General features: G+C 62.6%; 16 protein-coding genes and 1 pseudogene. 7 read left to right on the plus strand and 10 right to left on the minus strand.

The features are described from left to right. The 3 genes from egtD (at position 1) to ACYCFC_RS11270 (ending at position 4,905) form a co-directional block, all read left to right on the plus strand. The gene (gene egtD, locus ACYCFC_RS11260; protein ID WP_459651654.1) at positions 1-966 is read left to right on the plus strand and encodes an L-histidine N(alpha)-methyltransferase; all 966 of its coding nucleotides are present in this window, start codon (positions 1-3) and stop codon (positions 964-966) included. Beyond that, a complete protein-coding gene (locus ACYCFC_RS11265) occupies positions 963-2,717 on the plus strand; it encodes a S8/S53 family peptidase (RefSeq protein ID WP_459651655.1) in 1,755 nt (584 codons plus the stop codon). The genes egtD and ACYCFC_RS11265 overlap by 4 nt, the downstream gene beginning before the upstream one ends. 418 nt (positions 2,718-3,135) lie before the next feature. Continuing rightward, positions 3,136-4,905 (plus strand): glycoside hydrolase family 5 protein, encoded by a 1,770-nt coding sequence (locus ACYCFC_RS11270; protein ID WP_459651656.1) that lies wholly within the window; start codon positions 3,136-3,138, stop codon positions 4,903-4,905. A 39-nt stretch (positions 4,906-4,944) separates the two neighbouring features. On the opposite strand, the gene ACYCFC_RS11275 is transcribed toward ACYCFC_RS11270, so the two are convergent. Beyond that, positions 4,945-5,319 (minus strand): transcriptional regulator, encoded by a 375-nt coding sequence (locus tag ACYCFC_RS11275; RefSeq protein ID WP_181083438.1) that lies wholly within the window; start codon positions 5,317-5,319, stop codon positions 4,945-4,947. Between the two features lie 148 nt (positions 5,320-5,467). On the opposite strand from ACYCFC_RS11275, the gene ACYCFC_RS11280 reads away from it, so the two are divergent. Next, complete coding sequence (locus ACYCFC_RS11280; protein WP_459651657.1) at positions 5,468-5,761, plus strand: hypothetical protein; 294 nt, start codon at positions 5,468-5,470, stop codon at positions 5,759-5,761. 78 nt (positions 5,762-5,839) lie between these two features. Here ACYCFC_RS11280 and ACYCFC_RS11285 read toward each other — a convergent pair whose 3' ends face one another. Beyond that, a complete protein-coding gene (locus ACYCFC_RS11285) occupies positions 5,840-7,171 on the minus strand; it encodes a DEAD/DEAH box helicase (RefSeq protein ID WP_459651658.1) in 1,332 nt (443 codons plus the stop codon). 96 nt (positions 7,172-7,267) lie between these two features. Next, the gene (locus ACYCFC_RS11290; protein ID WP_459651659.1) at positions 7,268-7,588 is read right to left on the minus strand and encodes a 3-phosphoglycerate kinase; all 321 of its coding nucleotides are present in this window, start codon (positions 7,586-7,588) and stop codon (positions 7,268-7,270) included. A gap of 65 nt (positions 7,589-7,653) precedes the next feature. Here ACYCFC_RS11290 and ACYCFC_RS11295 point away from each other — a divergent pair, with 65 nt between their 5' ends. From ACYCFC_RS11295 to ACYCFC_RS11305, 3 genes are all read left to right on the plus strand, one after another. After that, positions 7,654-8,574: a LysR family transcriptional regulator gene (locus tag ACYCFC_RS11295; protein ID WP_459651660.1), complete on the plus strand. Its 921-nt coding sequence runs from the start codon at positions 7,654-7,656 to the stop codon at positions 8,572-8,574. A gap of 46 nt (positions 8,575-8,620) precedes the next feature. Next, positions 8,621-9,172, plus strand: a complete 552-nt coding sequence (locus ACYCFC_RS11300; protein ID WP_181083448.1) for a peptidylprolyl isomerase — start codon at positions 8,621-8,623, stop codon at positions 9,170-9,172. Between the two features lie 64 nt (positions 9,173-9,236). Further along, positions 9,237-9,650, plus strand: coding sequence for a DUF6306 domain-containing protein (locus tag ACYCFC_RS11305; protein WP_181083449.1), 414 nt, complete (start codon positions 9,237-9,239; stop codon positions 9,648-9,650). 162 nt (positions 9,651-9,812) lie between these two features. On the opposite strand, the gene ACYCFC_RS11310 is transcribed toward ACYCFC_RS11305, so the two are convergent. From ACYCFC_RS11310 to ACYCFC_RS11340, 7 genes and pseudogenes are all read right to left on the minus strand, one after another. Next, the gene (locus ACYCFC_RS11310; protein ID WP_459653981.1) at positions 9,813-10,697 is read right to left on the minus strand and encodes a CHAD domain-containing protein; all 885 of its coding nucleotides are present in this window, start codon (positions 10,695-10,697) and stop codon (positions 9,813-9,815) included. Positions 10,698-10,874: 177 nt separating this feature from the next. Then, a pseudogene (locus tag ACYCFC_RS11315) lies at positions 10,875-11,066 on the minus strand (flavin reductase family protein); the annotation flags it as partial. A 190-nt stretch (positions 11,067-11,256) separates the two neighbouring features. Then, the gene (locus ACYCFC_RS11320) at positions 11,257-12,396 is read right to left on the minus strand and encodes a Fic family protein (protein ID WP_459651661.1); all 1,140 of its coding nucleotides are present in this window, start codon (positions 12,394-12,396) and stop codon (positions 11,257-11,259) included. Positions 12,397-12,602: 206 nt separating this feature from the next. Further along, positions 12,603-12,851 carry a HigA family addiction module antitoxin gene (locus ACYCFC_RS11325; RefSeq protein ID WP_181083453.1) on the minus strand — a complete coding sequence of 83 codons (249 nt, stop codon included), beginning with the start codon at positions 12,849-12,851 and terminating at the stop codon, positions 12,603-12,605. Positions 12,852-13,389: 538 nt separating this feature from the next. Then, a complete protein-coding gene (locus tag ACYCFC_RS11330; RefSeq protein ID WP_459651662.1) occupies positions 13,390-14,736 on the minus strand; it encodes a spinster family MFS transporter in 1,347 nt (448 codons plus the stop codon). 123 nt (positions 14,737-14,859) lie between these two features. Continuing rightward, entirely contained in the window at positions 14,860-15,642 is a 783-nt protein-coding gene (locus ACYCFC_RS11335; RefSeq protein WP_459651663.1) for a hydroxypyruvate isomerase family protein, read from the minus strand. Continuing rightward, a complete protein-coding gene (locus ACYCFC_RS11340) occupies positions 15,639-16,526 on the minus strand; it encodes an NAD(P)-dependent oxidoreductase (RefSeq protein ID WP_459651664.1) in 888 nt (295 codons plus the stop codon). Before ACYCFC_RS11340 ends, ACYCFC_RS11335 begins: the two co-directional genes overlap by 4 nt. Positions 16,527-16,545 lie beyond the last annotated feature (19 nt).

Raw genomic sequence — 16,545 nt, forward strand, 5'->3', positions numbered from 1 at the left:
ATGGCATTAGCCGTGCATTTCCATGACCAGACCCAGCAACCTCACGAGGCTTCGCTGCGTGATGAAACGCTGGCTGGTTTCGCGGCCTCGCCAAAACATATCTCGCCGAAGTTCTTCTATGACCAGCGTGGATCGGAGCTCTTCGAGCAGATATGCCTGCAGCCCGAGTACTACCTGACCCGCGCCGAAGAGCAGATTCTCGCCGGCGCGGCCAATGACATCCGTGAGATCGCCGGACCACAGACCGACCTGATCGAGCTGGGCAGCGGTGCCAGCCGCAAGGTGCGTTTGCTGCTCGAAGGGCTGCGACCGATCAGTTATCTGGGCATCGACATCTCGGAGCAGTTCCTGCTCACCAGCACGCAGCGCCTGGCCGCCGACTATCCGTGGCTGGAAGTCCATGCCGCCTGCGCCGATTTCTCGGATGAGCTGACCCTTCCGAACGACTTCACCATTCATCAGCCGCTGGTGTTCTTTCCCGGCTCCAGCATCGGTAACTTCACGCCGCTGCAGGCACGCAAACTGCTCGGCCACCTGCACGACATCCTTCCGCCCGGAGGCGGCGTGCTGATTGGCGTCGACCTGGTCAAGGACCGCGACGTGCTCGAAGCGGCCTATAACGACCGCGCGCATGTCACGGCGGCGTTCAACCTCAACCTGCTACGACGCATTCGCCGGGAACTGAACAGCGACATCGATCCATCACGTTTCGCTCATCACGCTTTCTTCAATGAAAACGACTCACGCATCGAAATGCACCTGATCAGTCGCGAGGCGCAGGACGTATCCGTCGACGGCCAGCGGTTTCACTTCGACTCCGGCGAAAGCCTGCATACCGAGAATTCCTACAAATACACCCTGGAGTCCTTCTCCAATCTCGCCAGCAGCGCCGGCTTCGATTGCAGCGGCCAATGGACCGACTCCGGCGAGCTGTTCAGCGTGCACTACCTGCAACGACGCCCATGAAAAAACTTTCGCTCGCCTGCCTGGGCAGCCTGCTGCTCGTTTTGGGTTCACCCCTGGCAAGCGCTGCCGACGAGCCTCTCAGGCTCAAGGATCTGCAGCGCTGTGGCGACCTGTTTGCCACCCAGGAGCTGACCTTCTGCCTGCGCAGCGAAGGCCTGGCCAAGGGTGAACCGAGGCTGATGCTGAACGGCAAGCCCGTCGAGGCCGAGCGTCGTGATGATGGTCAGCTACGCCTGACCCTGCGCAAGGCCGAGCATGAAAGTGGGCCGCTCTGGCTGGAGCAGGGCAAGCGCCGCAGCAATCCGGTCTGGCTGACCCTGAACGGCAGCCATGTGATCGCGGCGAGCCCTGACGAGGTGGCGAAGAACATGGACGGGCTGACCACCTACCTCGACCTGGTCAGCCTGATCATCGAGGAAAAATACGATGGCCTGGACGAGTCGCGCCGCCTGGCCGACAGATATGGTGCCGAAGTCGTCGGTGCCATCGCCCCCCTCAATACCTACCAGCTGCGCCTGCCGGTCAGGAACCTGACCGAGCGCGATGCCCTGATACTGCGGCTGGGCAACGAGGTGAGCGTGGATGCGGTGGTGATCGAGGAGTCCGGGGCTGAAGAGCCCATCGAAAGCGATCAGGAAGAAAAGCCGCGCAACAGCGAGTGGATCGCCAATCGCTTCCTCGACGCCGTGGACTACTACCGGCACCGACTGCCGTCCGAGCAGGCACCGGTCGAGGCCCACCCGGTGCGCATCGGCATCATCGAGCGCGACGTCGATTTCGATTCGCCCGAGTTCTCCTCCTATATCGACGACTGCGACCCGCGCAAGCCGCGAACCTGTGTCTACGCCAGGGATGCCGGCGCGCCTGCCGGGCATGGCACCACCGTCACCGGCATCCTCGCCGCACGCAGCGACGAGCCTGCCGACAGCGGTTTCCTCAGCGCCTTGGAGCCGGTCAGCGCCGGCTACCAGGTGATCGTCGAGCGCAACTCCGATGCCGGCATCACCGCGAACATCGCCGCGTCAGTCAACCTGGTCGAGGACGGCGTGCGGATTCTCAACTGGAGCTGGGGCATCCATCGCATTGGTGCGCGGGATGTCGAGGGCGAGGAAGTCGATTCGCTGATCCGCTCCGGCATCGCCATGAGCGGCTACGAAGAACTGCTGGAAGAGTTCTTCCTCTGGCTGCGCCGCGAGCATCCCCAGGTGCTGGTGGTGAATTCCGCCGGTAACGGCTCAGCCCGATCCGGTCAGGACGACTATCGCCTGCCCTCTTCCTTCATCACCGACCAGTTGCTGGTCGTTGGCGGCCATCAGCGCAGCGACAAGCGGGATATCCCGGTGGAAGACCCGGCATACGTCACCAAGCGGCCTTCATCGAATGTCGACATGCGCGTCGACATCACCGCCTCTGCCTGCACCCGCGCCGCGACGCTGGAAACCGGCAAACGCGGCGAGGTGCATTGCGGCACCTCCTACGCCACGCCCATGGTGGCCGGCATCGTGGCGGCAATGCTGTCGATCAACCCCCGCCTGGAGCCGTCCCAGGTGCGTGAACTGCTGCGCCGCAGCGCCCTGACCATAGGCCGCGGCAGCGATTTCGAACCCACCGAAGCAGACGACCTGACCGCACCTATCCTGCCATCGGAGCGCGGCTATCAACTGGACGACCGGGATATCGGACGTTCGGCCCGACTGGACATGCGCAAGGCCCTGGAGCTGACCATAGAAAGCCTGGAACAGAAACGATAGCGCCTGAGGCCTCTGTAATAGAAAGAAATAAAATGAAACTGACGCTCGTCAGTATCTTTTCCAGAGCAGAAAGCCGCCGCCATTATTACGGCTCATCTAGCTGAAAATTTTAAACGATGCTTTTCAGCAACTTATAAGAACAATACACAAACGACCGCAACAGTCATGACCTGCCAATTGACAGCATCGCTATGGATGCATGGCTTTCCGTCGAATTAGTGGCGCCAAGCTAATTTCAATTTCCCAGAGCAAATCTATATAAAGCCTATCCATGCCAACGAACCTTCCGCCATGTGGATGCGTTCAGGCAAACCAGGCGGCATCGGGTCAGTGCTTCGTTCGTTGAATCACCCCAGGTTGCTTCCGTACTTTTTAAAAGGCGCACGGCCTTTTGTCGTATCAAGTTCCGGAGATAAGCATGTTCCTCAACGCAGTGTCAGGCTCGCGAAAAAGCCTGTTCGGCGCCATCACCCTGAGTGCACTGTTCGGGCTCATCAGCATCAGCCCGGTGAGCGCAGCCGCACCGGCCACACAGGCCGCCGCGAACGTTCAGCAAGCAGCTCAGATCAACAACTTCACCAATAGCGACTGGCTCAATGGTGTATGGCGCAAGTCCGCGGGCTTCTCGTTGGCGGCCACCAGCGCCAACCGGGCGGCATTCAAGCCCGGCACCTCGGTCAGGCTGGCCGACGGCCAGGTTCGCACCATCAATGCAATCTACCTCTCCGGCAGCAACATGAGCGTGATGCTCACGGGCGCCGCAATCAGCGGCAATCTCGGCCATCCCAACAAGCTGTTCGCCGGAACCGCCGCCTCTCTTCCAAGCGCCCCGAGCACACCCGCACCAGGCTTCGCGCCACCCTCAGGCACGCCTTCACCAGACACATCGCTGACGGTTGTCCTGAATGCATTCAACGGCAAGGACTTCACCGGCGGCATCTACCTGACCTCCCCAGGCTTCTCCATCAAGAGCACCTCCGCCAACCTGGCCGCCTTCCACAAGGGCGCGAAGGTCAGGTTCGCCGACGGCCAGATCCGCACCGTGAAAACCGTCTACCGCTCCGGTGACAACATGACGGTGCTGGTCGATGGCGGCGCCATCAACGGCAAGGCCGTAGGTTACCCGCGCACCCTATCGGTGAGCAGCAATGGTTTCGGCCAGCCGATCCCTGGCAGCAGCTCGCCTTCGCAGGGCACAACGGCGCCGGGCAATCCGATCAACCTGGTGGGCGTCAACCTCGCCGGCGCCGAATTCAGTGCCGGCAACAGCGCCAGCGCCAGCCTGCCCGGTCGCTACCAGATCCACTACATCTACCCTGGCGAAGCCGACTTCAAACGCTATGCCGATATGGGCATGAAGCTGGTTCGCCTGCCCTTCCGCTGGGAGCGGATCCAGCCAAAGCTGAATACCGAGCTCAATGCCGCAGAACTGGGCCGGCTGATGACCACCCTCGATCATGCGCGCAAGCACGACGTCCAGGTCATCCTGGACATGCACAACTACTACCGTTACTACGGCAAGCTGATCGCCTCACGCGAGGTACCGATCAGCACCTTCGCCGACAGCTGGCGGCGTATCGCCCAGAAGGTGGCCAACCACCCTGCGGTATATGGCTACGGCCTGATGAACGAGCCGCACTCCACCAATGGCAAGTGGCCCGAGGCCGCGCTGGCAGCGTCGAAAGCCATCCGCGAGATCGATCGCACGCGCTGGATCTATGTCGCCGGGGATCGCTGGTCCAGCGCCTATCACTGGCCGTCCTACAACACCCGGTTGGTGAACGACCCCTGGATGCGTGATCCGAAGAACAACCTGGTGTACGAAGCGCACCTGTATCTGGACAAGGACTTCTCGGGAACCTATGCGGACCGCCGCGCCGTCTACGCCCCCAACACCGGCGTCGACCGCGCCAAGCCTTTCGTCGAATGGCTGCGCAAGCACAGACTGCGGGGTTTTATCGGCGAGCACGGCGCGCCGGACTACTCACCGTCAGCAATAGTCGCCACCGACAACCTGCTGAAGTACCTAGGCCGGAACTGCATCCCCAGCACCTACTGGGCGGCAGGGCCCTGGTGGAACGATTACGCGCTGTCGCTGGATGTCAACGGCGGCAAGGCACGCCCGCAACTGCCGGTGCTGCGCAAGCACGCGGGCAACAAGTCCTGCGCGAGCATAGGCCCGCTCTGACCGACGATGAATCGCCCCGCCTGGTGCGGGGCGATTCGCTTAACGGGTCAGTTCATCGAATACTTCCGGCACCAGCGCCGCCTGCCCCTTGTCATCCAGTTGCTGGCGCAACCCGACATCCGCCCCACGCTCTTGGAGGATGTCCAGCAACCGCTGGCCACGTTCGGTCAGGATGAAATTCTCGCCGTTACCGCCCTGCTCCTCGGGGCGCGATACGATGAACCCCCCCTCGAACAGCAGGCTCTCGTAGTTCTGGGCATCAGCCTTGAGCGAATCGAGGTTGGGCATCGGCTGGCCGCCGTCCTCCAGCGCGACCGCATGTTCCTCGGCGTACTGGCGGGGTGTGAAGGGTTCGTTGCCGGGCTTCTGCGCTTCCTGCAGCAGGCGCAGCATCAGGCTCCAGTTGTAGGTCATGAGCATTCTCCCGTTGCTTGTCGCCGCTCAAGGGCAGCGGCTCTGCTATAGGGACCATGCCGATCCCGGCATGGTTCGATCAGCTCAAGGCTGAACCAAAGCAGTAGCGCGATGATCCACCGTACAGGTCGTTAACAGGAGCGCAGCCATGAAATACCTGATGATTCCTCTCGCAGCCGCCCTGATGGCAAGCCAGCCGGTATTTGCCGAGTGCACCACCGACCAGATCAACGACAAGGCAGCGGAACTGGCCGAGCGCGTCGAGCAGTTGACCGAGCGCGACCCGGAGCGTGCCGCCGAGATCAACGAGCAATTGCGGGAAATGGAGGTCAAGCGGACTGCGGACGAACTCGGCGACGAATGCCAAGCCTATGAGCGGCGCCTGCAACATATCGAGCAGGCCGAAAAGGAAGCGGATATACCGCCAGCCAAGGAGCGCTGAGCGATGCAACAGTCGGGTTATGCCTTCGGCTAACCCGACCTACGGCTGAACAGGCCCCGCGGTGGGAGCAACTGGCCGTTATTGCCCTTCAGGCCTCTTGCGCTTGAGCGGTGCCATGCCGTCACCGCTCACCACCTGCGAAGGGGCTTCACGCTTGGCGTTCTTCGGGCGCTTGGCGGCTGGTTTGGCTTTCTTGTCGCCCGCCTTTTTCTTGTCTTCTTTTTTCTTCTTGGTACCCGCAGCCTTGCCTGAGGCCTTGAGATTCTTCGGGCCCATGTAGCCGCCCTTCAGCCCCTTGACCACGCGATGCTCGAAGCGCTGCTTGAGGTAGCGCTCGATGCTCGACATCAGGTTCCAGTCGTTATGACAGATCAGCGAGATCGCCAGCCCTTCGGCGCCGGCGCGCCCGGTGCGACCGATGCGGTGCACGTATTCGTCGCCGGAGCGCGGCATGTCGAAGTTGATCACCAGATCCAGCCCTTCGATATCCAGGCCGCGCGCCGCCACATCGGTGGCCACCAGCACCTTCATGCCGCCTTCCTTGACACGGTCGATGGCCAGCTTGCGGTCCTTCTGGTCCTTGTCACCGTGCAGCACGAAGGCTTTCACACCCTCTGCCACCAGCCGCCCGTACAGGCGATCGGCCTGCACGCGGGTGTTGGTGAAGATCACGGCTTTCTTGTAGGTCTCGTTGGCCAGCAGCCAGTGCACCAGCTTTTCCTTATGCTCGACGTTCTCGGCGGTGATGATCTGCTGCCGTGTGCCTTCGTTGAGCTCGCTGACGCGGTTGAGTTGCAGGTGCAGCGGGTCACGCAGCACACTGGCCGCCATCTCGCGCAGGGCGGCGCCACCGCTGGTGGCGGAGAACAGCAGGGTCTGCTGGCGCTTGGCGCATTCGCCCACCAGGCGCTGCACGTCGTCGGCGAAGCCCATGTCGAGCATGCGGTCGGCTTCGTCGAGGATCAGCAGCTCCACGTCCTTGAGGATAAGGGTGCCGGCATTGAGATGCTCGATCATCCGTCCCGGCGTGCCGATGAGGATGTCCGGTACCTTGCGCAGGATCGCCGCCTGGACCTTGAAGTCCTCGCCACCGGTGATCATCGCCGACTTGATGAAGGTGAACTGCGAGAAGCGCTCGACTTCCTTGAGCGTCTGTTGCGCCAGCTCGCGGGTCGGCAGCAGGATCAGCGCGCGCACATCGGTACGCACCACGGCATCCCCGATCAGACGGTTGAGCATCGGCAGCACAAACGCCGCGGTCTTGCCGCTGCCGGTCTGCGCCGTGACACGCAGATCACGCCCTTCCAACGCAGGCGGAATGGCCGCACTCTGCACGGGAGTCGGCTCGACGAATTTGAGTTCGGCGACCGCCTTGAGCAGGCGTTCGTGCAGGGCGAATTGGTCAAACAAGGGGATTACCTCGGGCAGATCGGGAAACGGGTCGAAAACGCCGCATAGAGTAACCCGTCTGCCCGCCGAGAGGCGTCTTTATGCACGCGACATCGGCTATTGCGCCTCGCAATCGAGTTGGATGCGCAGGCGGATCACATCACGCTTGAACTTGGCGGTCAGCGCCCTCTGCTCGCCGGCCTGCAGCGTGGTGCGGCGGGTACGCGGCGCCTCGGGACCGTTGCGGAACACCGCCTTGCAGGCCACCGGCGCGGCGCCGAGGTTGTGCAGGTGCAGTGCGGCCATGTCACGGTCGATGGACGAGGCGCTGGCCAGGACCTCCGTGCCATTGAGCTGCTGCTCCATTTCCACCGGATAGCTGACGGCCAGGGCGCTCAGTGGGATGATGGCCAACGCAGCGAAGCAGATTCTTTTCATTGTGTGCGGCTCCTCGTTAAGGCGGACGCCAGCCTACCAGACAGATGCAACAGGAAAGCAACGGAATGAAAGTGCCCCGCGTAACCCTCGATCAGTGGCGAACCCTGCAGGCGGTGGTGGACCACGGCGGCTTCGCCCAGGCCGCCGAAGTCCTGCATCGCTCGCAATCCTCGGTCAGCTACACCGTGGCGCGCATGCAGGAACAGCTCGGCATCCCTCTGCTGCGCATCGAGGGGCGCAAGGCTGTGCTCACCGAGGCGGGCGAGGTGCTGCTGCGCCGTTCCCGGCAACTGGTGAGCCAGGCCGGTCAGCTGGAAGAGCTGGCGCATCACATGGAACTGGGCTGGGAAGCCGAGGTGCGGCTGGTGGTGGACGCCGCCTACCCCAACGCCCAGCTGATTCGCGCGCTGACCGAATTCATGCCGCGCAGCCGTGGCTGTCGGGTACGGCTGCGCGAGGAAGTCCTCTCGGGTGTCGAGGACGTACTCAAGGATGGCACTGCCGATCTGGCCATCACCGGACTGGACATCACCGGCTACCTGGGCACGGAACTGGGCACCGTCGAGTTCATCGCCGTCGCCCATGCCGACCATCCGCTGCACCAGCTCCAGCGCAAGCTCAGCGTGCAGGACCTGCAGAACCAGATGCAGGTGGTGGTACGCGACTCCGGCCAGCGTCAGCCGCGTGATGCCGGCTGGCTGGGCGCCGAGCAGCGCTGGACCGTAGGCAGCCTGGCCACCTCGGTGGCCTTCGTCAGCAGCGGCCTGGGTTTCGCCTGGCTGCCGAGGCACATGATCGGGCGCGAACTGGCAGACGGCCTGCTCAAACCGCTGCCACTGATCCAGGGCAGCATTCGCCGCCCGCTTTTCTACCTTTACACTAATCCCGACAAGCCACTCGGCCCGGCAACACAGATTCTCATCGAGCTGATCAAGACGTACGATGCGCAATCACAGTCTGCACCGGGCAGGCTGGCAGCCCGTTGAAAAACGACCTGCTGAACCAGGCTTCCAACCACACCAGGACTACACCATGAAACGACTCGTACTTGCCGCCTGCTCATTGCTGCTCGCCGGAAATCTGCTTGCGGCGGACAACCCGCACGTACTGCTGAACACCAGCATGGGCGAAATAGAAATCGAGCTGGAGGCCGAAAAGGCGCCGATCAGCGTGAAGAACTTTCTTGAGTATGTGGAAAGCGGCTTCTACGACGACACCGTGTTCCATCGCGTGATTCCCGGCTTCATGATCCAGGGTGGCGGCTTCAATGACGGCCTCGGGCAAAAGTCCACCAGAGCGCCGATCAAGAACGAGGCCGACAACGGCCTGCACAACGTCCGCGGCACGCTGGCCATGGCCCGCACGCAGAACGTCGATTCGGCCACCAGCCAGTTCTTCATCAATCACCGCGACAATGACTTCCTCGATCATGGCAGCCGCGACTTCGGCTATGCCGTGTTCGCCAAGGTGGTACGCGGCATGGAGGTAGTCGACCAGATCGCCCAGGTGCCGACCGGCAATCGCAACATGATGCAGAACGTTCCGCTGTCGCCGGTGAAGATCATCTCCGCGAAGAAACTGTAATTCCACGGCGTGGCGCACGGAGCCCCGTGCGCCAGTAACGCCAATCGCAACGGGAGGACGCGCAATGAGCGAACAGAACTACCTGAACACCCCGGAAGGCGAAGCGAAACTGCTCCAGGACCTGCTCAGCGCCGAACGCGCCGGCGCCAAGGTTGCCGGAGAAAGCCTGCAGCAATGCAGCGACCCGGCGCAGCGCGCGTTGCTGGAGCGGATTCGCCAGGGCGAAGTCGACAGTTGCAAGCTGGTGCTCAACTGCCTCAAGCACCTGGCTATCGAACCCAACCGGGAAACCGGGGCCTTCTACGGCAAGGCGATGGCCATCGAGTCACTGGACGAGCGCCTGCCCTTCGTCGACAAGGGCCAGCAATGGGTCATCCGCAAGCTGCGCGAATACCTGCCCGGCTGCGAGGACGCGCTGATTCGCGGCGAGCTGGAAAAGATGCTGCATATACATGAAGTGAACAGTGCCGCCGCCTGACAGGCCGCCTGGATTAGCCGTAGGCGTAATCCGGGGGCGAGGCCTGATCCGACGTGCAAGCCTCAGCATTTCACGCGCCGCAATCTCCGTCCGGCGGATCGGTGAAGCGTTGATCCGCCCTACGCAAGCTGCATTTTTACGGCCCACTGACGCGGAGGCGGCTCAGCCCGCCGCCTGCCAGTAGCGACGCCAGCGCGCCACCAGCTTCTCGGGTGATTCCAGGTAGAGCTCGTCACCCAGCTGGAACGCAGCCTCCTGTAGCTCGCCACGACGCTGCTCGATAGCCTTGCCAAGGCGCTCATGCAGCGACTCGTCGCCGAACAGCGCGGGCTGCAACTGCATCAGCTGCCGCATCATCGCCAGGTCGTGATCGTCACCCAGCCTATCCGCCAGCTGTTTCAACGACTGGCTGCGCAAGCGCATCAGCGATGGCCAGATCGGTGTCATCAACTGGGTCTGATACCAGTGATCCTTGACCCGCTTGCGCCACTCATGCAACTGCTCGGCGCTGCGATCGAACCGCGCCTTGGCCAGCTCCGTACAGCCATCGGCGTAGGTGCGCTCGATACCGGCACGCAACAGATCGAAACCCTGCTCCTGCAAAGGCCAGTCATCGATGCCCTCGTGGATGACGCGCAACTGGGCGATGACCTCGGCAATCCGCTCATCGAGGCCTGCCTCGGCATGCTCGCCTCGTGCACGCGCCGCCAGCCGCTGGCGAACCTTCCTGAAACCGGCCTCGGCGAAGGGCTCAGGAAAACGCTTGGCCAGCAGATCCCAGCTTTCCAGCATGGCGCCGGCATCACGAGCCTGCGCCAGTACACGGCCCAGATCGCGCAGCCGCTCGCTGTGCGGCTTGAACACCACGCCCAGCGGCTTGCGCACCAGACGCAGCAGGGCACGCAATTCCTTGAAACGCTTGCGCGCCTGGTGCACGCCATAGCCGGACTCCGGCACGCTCAGCGCAGCCATGGCCTTGTCGATACGCTGGTGAGCGACCTTGCGCACGCCGCCAGCGGTATCCCGAAGATGCAACCTGTAAGCCATGAGACTTCCCCGAATCGCTTGCCCCGGCCCATGCTGGCGGGTCTCAGATGACCTCCACCGTAGCGCTTCGTTCAGGGGAGGGCCAGCACGCAGCCACTTTCGGAGGTACGCTCCAGCACTCAGGTAATACCTACAAGCACCTTGGAGCCGAGCAGATGTGTGTGCGGGCAGGACGCAGCTGCCCGAACGTTTGTCGATGCTCCAGAGCACCAGCGGCGGTTCCAGCGATACCGAGTTGAAACTGTTGGCAGTGACGCCCGCCTTGGCACCGTCGGGTGTGGCGGCGGTGACGATGGTTACGCCGGTGGCGAAATTGCCCAGGGCACGGCGAAAGGCGCGCGGGTCGAAAGCGCTTGCTTGGAAAGGCATGGCAATGACCTTGGCTACCACCAGAGGCGGTAGCTCTACTTGTTTTGGGATACGGGCCGCCGGATATGGCTCTATGCAAGAAGGGGACGAGGCTTCAGAAGCTGTTTACGATCTCGCGAGCTAGAGATAAACGGTGGCAAAAAGGGCCGAGGAACGGACTGGGCTCGCACAGGAAGCTTACGAGTGGCTCTCAGATGGCGGTGTTGCCTGGGCTATTAACTTGATAGCGGGTACTACGCCCGCCGCCTGGCAGACGCACGATGCAGCCTTTTTCAAGAAGATCGCCCAGATGGCGGGTAGCAGTAGCTTTGGAAACCTTGGCCACGGCCTGGTACTGGGCGGCGCTGATGCCGTTTTCGAAGCCGCGCTCGCCGCCATCGAGCAGGCGGTTGAGCACTTTGATTTGCTCGGCTGACAGGGCGTGACCACGGTGCGCCTGCCAGAAGCGCGCCTTGGCCAGCACATGGTCGATGCGGGTAAGGGCCTGCTCCAAGCTCTTGAGCAGTGTGCCGAGAAACCACTGCAGCCAGACGGTGATATCCAGCGTGCCTTTCTGGCTGGCTTCGAGGATGCGGTAATAGCCGGCGCGGTCGTCTAGGATACTCGCCGACATGGCGTAGAAGCGGATGGCCTGCTGGTCGCTTTGCGCCAGGGCCATATCGGTGATGGCTCGTGTAAGCCGGCCATTGCCGTCATCGAACGGATGGAGGGTGACGAACCAGAAGTGAGCAACGCCAGCTCGCAGCAACGGATCGAGGTCTGCATCGTTGCGGCTGTTCTCGAACCAAGCGAGGAAGTCCGTCAGTTGCTGATCCAGCCCGTCGCGTGGCGGTGCTTCGAAGTGAACAGTCGGCTGATCGATCCGGCCAGACACGACCTGCATCGGTTCCTCACCACGCAGCTCGCCAATGCGCAGAGGTCGAGCCGATAGATTCTCATCGACTGGAAACAGCCAGCAATGCCAGTTGAGCAAGCGCGGCAAATCTAGAGATGACTGACATTCTTGGGTGGCATCAATCAGTAGCTCTGCCAGCCCTTCCGAGCGCGGTGTCGTGCGACCAGCTTCGTTCAAACCCAGGCGCCTGGCCAGTGAGGAACGCACCGAACCAACATTCAGTTGTTCGCCTTCGATGGCTGACGACGTAACGATGTTCTGCAGCATGGCATCCAAGCTGCTCTGCACTTGTGTGTCACTTCCCACGGCGCCAAGCATGCCCAGCAAGCGCCCTTGTGCATGGGCGCAGGCACGCAGCTGCGGAGCAAGCGCGTCGGTTTGCCAAGTGAAGTTCGGCCAGTTGATCTGCTGCCAGATCCAGCAAGGGTCATTCATGTGGCTGCTCGTCTGTGAGCCGATTAGCGGGCTTATTCGGCTCATTTGGTGAGCTGATAATGCCGGCTATTCGGCTCACTGTCCAATTCTGGCTTGGAGAGGTGCCCTTGCTGCTCTGGTTGTACCAGGTACCGCGGCGCCGCCATCTGGTACAGCCGGAATCTTTCCCCCCATAGATGTGATGCCTTTGCAGAAAGGAACTGGCTCTAGTGTTGCGACCGCCACAAGTCGTAAGCGGCTTGTTCTGCCAGCCAGGTTCTGGCGCTGCCCAGTCCGGCCAGCTCCAGGCATTGAGCCAGATCGGTGTTAATTGGGGCGCAGCAGTTCAGCACGACTTCAAGCCGCTCGACGGGATATTCCAGGTGTTCAGCCAGCTCCGCCTTCGTCATACCCAAGGTCGGCAGCACGTCTTCACGTAACGCTTCGCCAGGGTGAGGTGGGTTGTGCATTGGCATAATGCGAACTCCTCTTGCGGCCAGGATATTGGCGCGGCTGGTTTAGCCACGCGGTGTAGCCGGATTCTTCTGGGGCTCTAAAAGCCGAAATGATAGGATCTAGTTGGTATCCACGGTGCCGAGTGGCCGTTGGCAGTGTACGCAACCAGCGGTGGTTCGACTCGTAGAGGCGGCTTCTGGGGTTTGAAAGGAGCCGCCCCATGCGCGGAAGTGCACCCTTGCAGCGTGCGAAGAGGACGGTGTGAAAATGAGCCTCCGCTACTTCTCTCAGCTTGTGGGCGCTGAACGGCCAACGACCGGCACCGCCGAGATAGTCCCCCGCTTGGCCTCCCCAAGCTCGCCAATAAGCAAGCCAAAGGGGAACGCGGTGCAGAAAGCGAGCATATCGCCCGAAAAAAACAGTATTCCTCGCGGAGAATGAACGCATTAAGGCCCTTAGCATCAGCAACGAAGAGAAGAGCCCTCAAGCACTCTTCCCGGCCCTAAACCCTGGCCAATCAGCCTGAGCCTAACCGGTCACAAATTCCATGATGCATCCTCAGCTCGGCACCGCCTCGGCCTGCTCGGCACTCGCGGCCATGCCGGCGGTCATCCGTTTGGCATCCTGGCAAAAACTCCGCGAAGCGCAGAACAGAAACACCATGGTCAGCAGCAGGGTTGCGGGGATCAGGTACATGGCATCGTGCAGACCGACCGCGCGGAACGCCTCGCTCATTTCGCTGGCGCCCGCCGCAAGCATCGCCGCGTGGGCGAAATGATCAGAGAGCAGTCCCACCACCACAGTGCCCATGCCGCCGCCCAGCAGATACAGACCAGCGAAGAACAGCGCCATGGCGGTGGCGCGCAGGCGCGGCTCGACCACGTCCTGGATAGCGGTATAGACGCAGGTGTAGAAGTTGTAGGCGAACAACCAGCCGATGCTGAACACCGCGACGAACAGGCCAACGGCAATCTGCCCGGCGAACAGTGCGTAGCCGGTACACAGACTGGCCACCAGCATGCTCGCGGTGGCGAACAGCAGGCGGCCACGCTCGAAGCGTGCATGGATGCGGTCGGCGACCCAGCCACCGAGGGTCAGACCGAACAGCCCGGTCACACCGACGATCACCCCGGTCGCCACCGAGGCTTCCACCAGCGGCACGGCGAAGTAGCGCATCAACATCGGCACCATGAAGGCGTTGCAAGCATAAGTAGCGAAGTTGAATGCCAGGCCGGCCATCACCAGCCACCAGAACGTGCGTATCGCCAGCACCTTGCGTATCGGGCGCTCGATGCGCGCCTGGGAAATCTTCACCGCTTCCGCCGCGCCGCGCTGCGGTTCCTTGATCAGGAAAATGAACACCGCCAGGATCAACCCCGGCACTGCCGCGATAAAGAAAGGCGCACGCCAGCTATCGAAGACCTGAACCATCCAGCCGATACTGAAAAAGGCCAGCAGCAGGCCGAACGGCAAACCGAGCATGAAAATGCCCATGGCGCGGGCGCGCTTGTGCGCCGGGAACAGATCACCGATCAGCGAGTTGGCGGCAGGGGCGTAGCTGGCCTCGCCAATGCCGACGCCCATGCGCACCAGCAGAAAGCTCCAGAAATTCCACGCCAGACCGTTGACCGCCGTCAGCCCGCTCCAGGCCGTCAGGCCCCAGCCCATGATCTTGCGCCGCGAGCCGTTATCGGCCATGCGCCCCAGCGGCAAGCCGGCGATGGCGTAAACAATGGTGAAGGCGGTGCCGATAAGCCCCAACTGGAAGTCGTTGAGGTTCCATTCCAGGCGAATCGGCTCGTTGATGATCGCAGGGATGGTGCGATCGAAGAAATTGAACAGGTTCGCCAGGAACAGCAGGAACAACACGCGCCAGGCATTGGCGGCTTGGGTGGATTGCTGCATGACGTCGCTCTCGATTTATTGTTATCGGTCGGTGTCCGAGCATGACTCTAAAGCGCGGTCAGCCGCCTGTCTGTGACCATCAGCCCCACTTATGCCGCGCAATGGGTCTTTCCAACAGGCCTGTTATTCCTGCCGCCATTGCGCCAGCCAACCCAGACTTGCCGCCGTCCCCTGCTCGCCGGGGCGGTATTCGGCAGCCAGCCAGCCGTCGTAGCCGACCGTCTGCAGCGCTTCGAGCAGAGGCGCGAATGCCACCTGGCCGGAACCAGGCGCGCCACGCCCGGGGCAGTCGGCAAACTGCACATGGCCAATGCGCTGGCCCAGCAGTCGAATGCCAGCAGCAATATCCAGTTCCTGCCGCGCCATATGATAAAGATCCAGCTGAGCCCGGCAGTTGGGGTGATCGACCCGCTCCAGCAGTTCCAGCAGATGCTCAGGGGTGTTGATCAGAAAGCCCGGCATGTCCAGCGGATTGATCGCCTCGCAGAGCACGCCGATGCCCAGCGGCGCAAAGGCTTCGGCGCTCTTGCGCAGGTTGTCGGCCAAGGTCGTCAGCGCCTGCTCGCGGCTGACGCCCTCGGCCAGCCGGCCCGGCAACACGTTCACGCACAGGGGCCGGGTCATGGCCGCATAGGTCAGGGCTTCCTGCAGGGCCGCGTCGAATGCCTCCTGACATGCCGGAACCGCCGCCAGCCCGGCGCCGCCCTGCAACAGGTCGCCCGCCGGCAGGTTGATCAGCACCAGCGGCGCGTCGGCGCGTTCGAGCGACTCCTTCAGGCGGATGGCCGGCAATTCGTAGGGAAACTGGATCTCCACGCCATCGAAGCCGGCCACCTTCGCGGCCAGCACACGCTCGGCCAGCGGCAGTTCGCCAAACAACATGGACAGATTGGCAGCGATCTTCATACGTCATGCTCCCGGTACATCCGCACCAGCGTGGCCGGGTCACGGTCAAGATGGCCCTGGCTGCCATGCAGGCGCATCAGCTGTGCCGCCAGGCCGGTCATGGGTGTGGCGCTGCCTTCTTCGCGAGACAGCTGCACGGCGGTGTCCAGATCCTTGAGCAGGGTACGCACGTGCCACTTGATCGGTTCGAACTCGCTGCTGGCCATCTGCGGCGCGAGAATCTGCAGCGGCTTCGAATCGGCAAAGCCACCGGCCAGCGCCGGCGCGATCAGGCTGGCATCGACACCCGAACGCTCGGCCAGCGCCACCACTTCGGCAATCACCAGCGCGTTGCAGGCGACGATCATCTGGTTGCAGGCCTTGGTCACCTGGCCGGCGCCGATCTCGCCCATGCGGGTCAGACGCTGGCCCAGGTTCATCAGCACGGGCTGTACTCGCTCGATATCCTCGGTACGCCCACCGGCCATGATCGCCAGGCTGCCCGCCTCGGCCCCTGCTGTGCCACCTGAAACCGGCGCATCGACCCAACGCATGCCGCCACGCGATTCCAGCTCAGCAGCCATCGCACGGGTGGCGGCAGGCTCCAGGCTGGAGTGATCGACCAGCAATTGCCCCGCTCGGGCGCCTTCAACGATGCCGCCCGGGCCGAACACCACCTCGCGCACCACGGCGGTATCGGCCAGGCACAGCAGCACGATATCGGCTGCAGCGCAGAGTTCGGCGGGGCTGTTCGCCTGCCGCGCGCCCGCCTCGACGAGGGGCGCGCATTTGTCCGGCGAGCGGTTCCAGACCGTCAATGGATAACCGGCGGCCAGCAGCCGGCGGCACATGCGCAAGCCCATCAGGCCGATACCGGCGAAGGCAATGGAAGGCAGATCGGACATGACGCAACTCCTCGAAGGC

The organism is Stutzerimonas sp. NM35, from assembly GCF_054604355.1.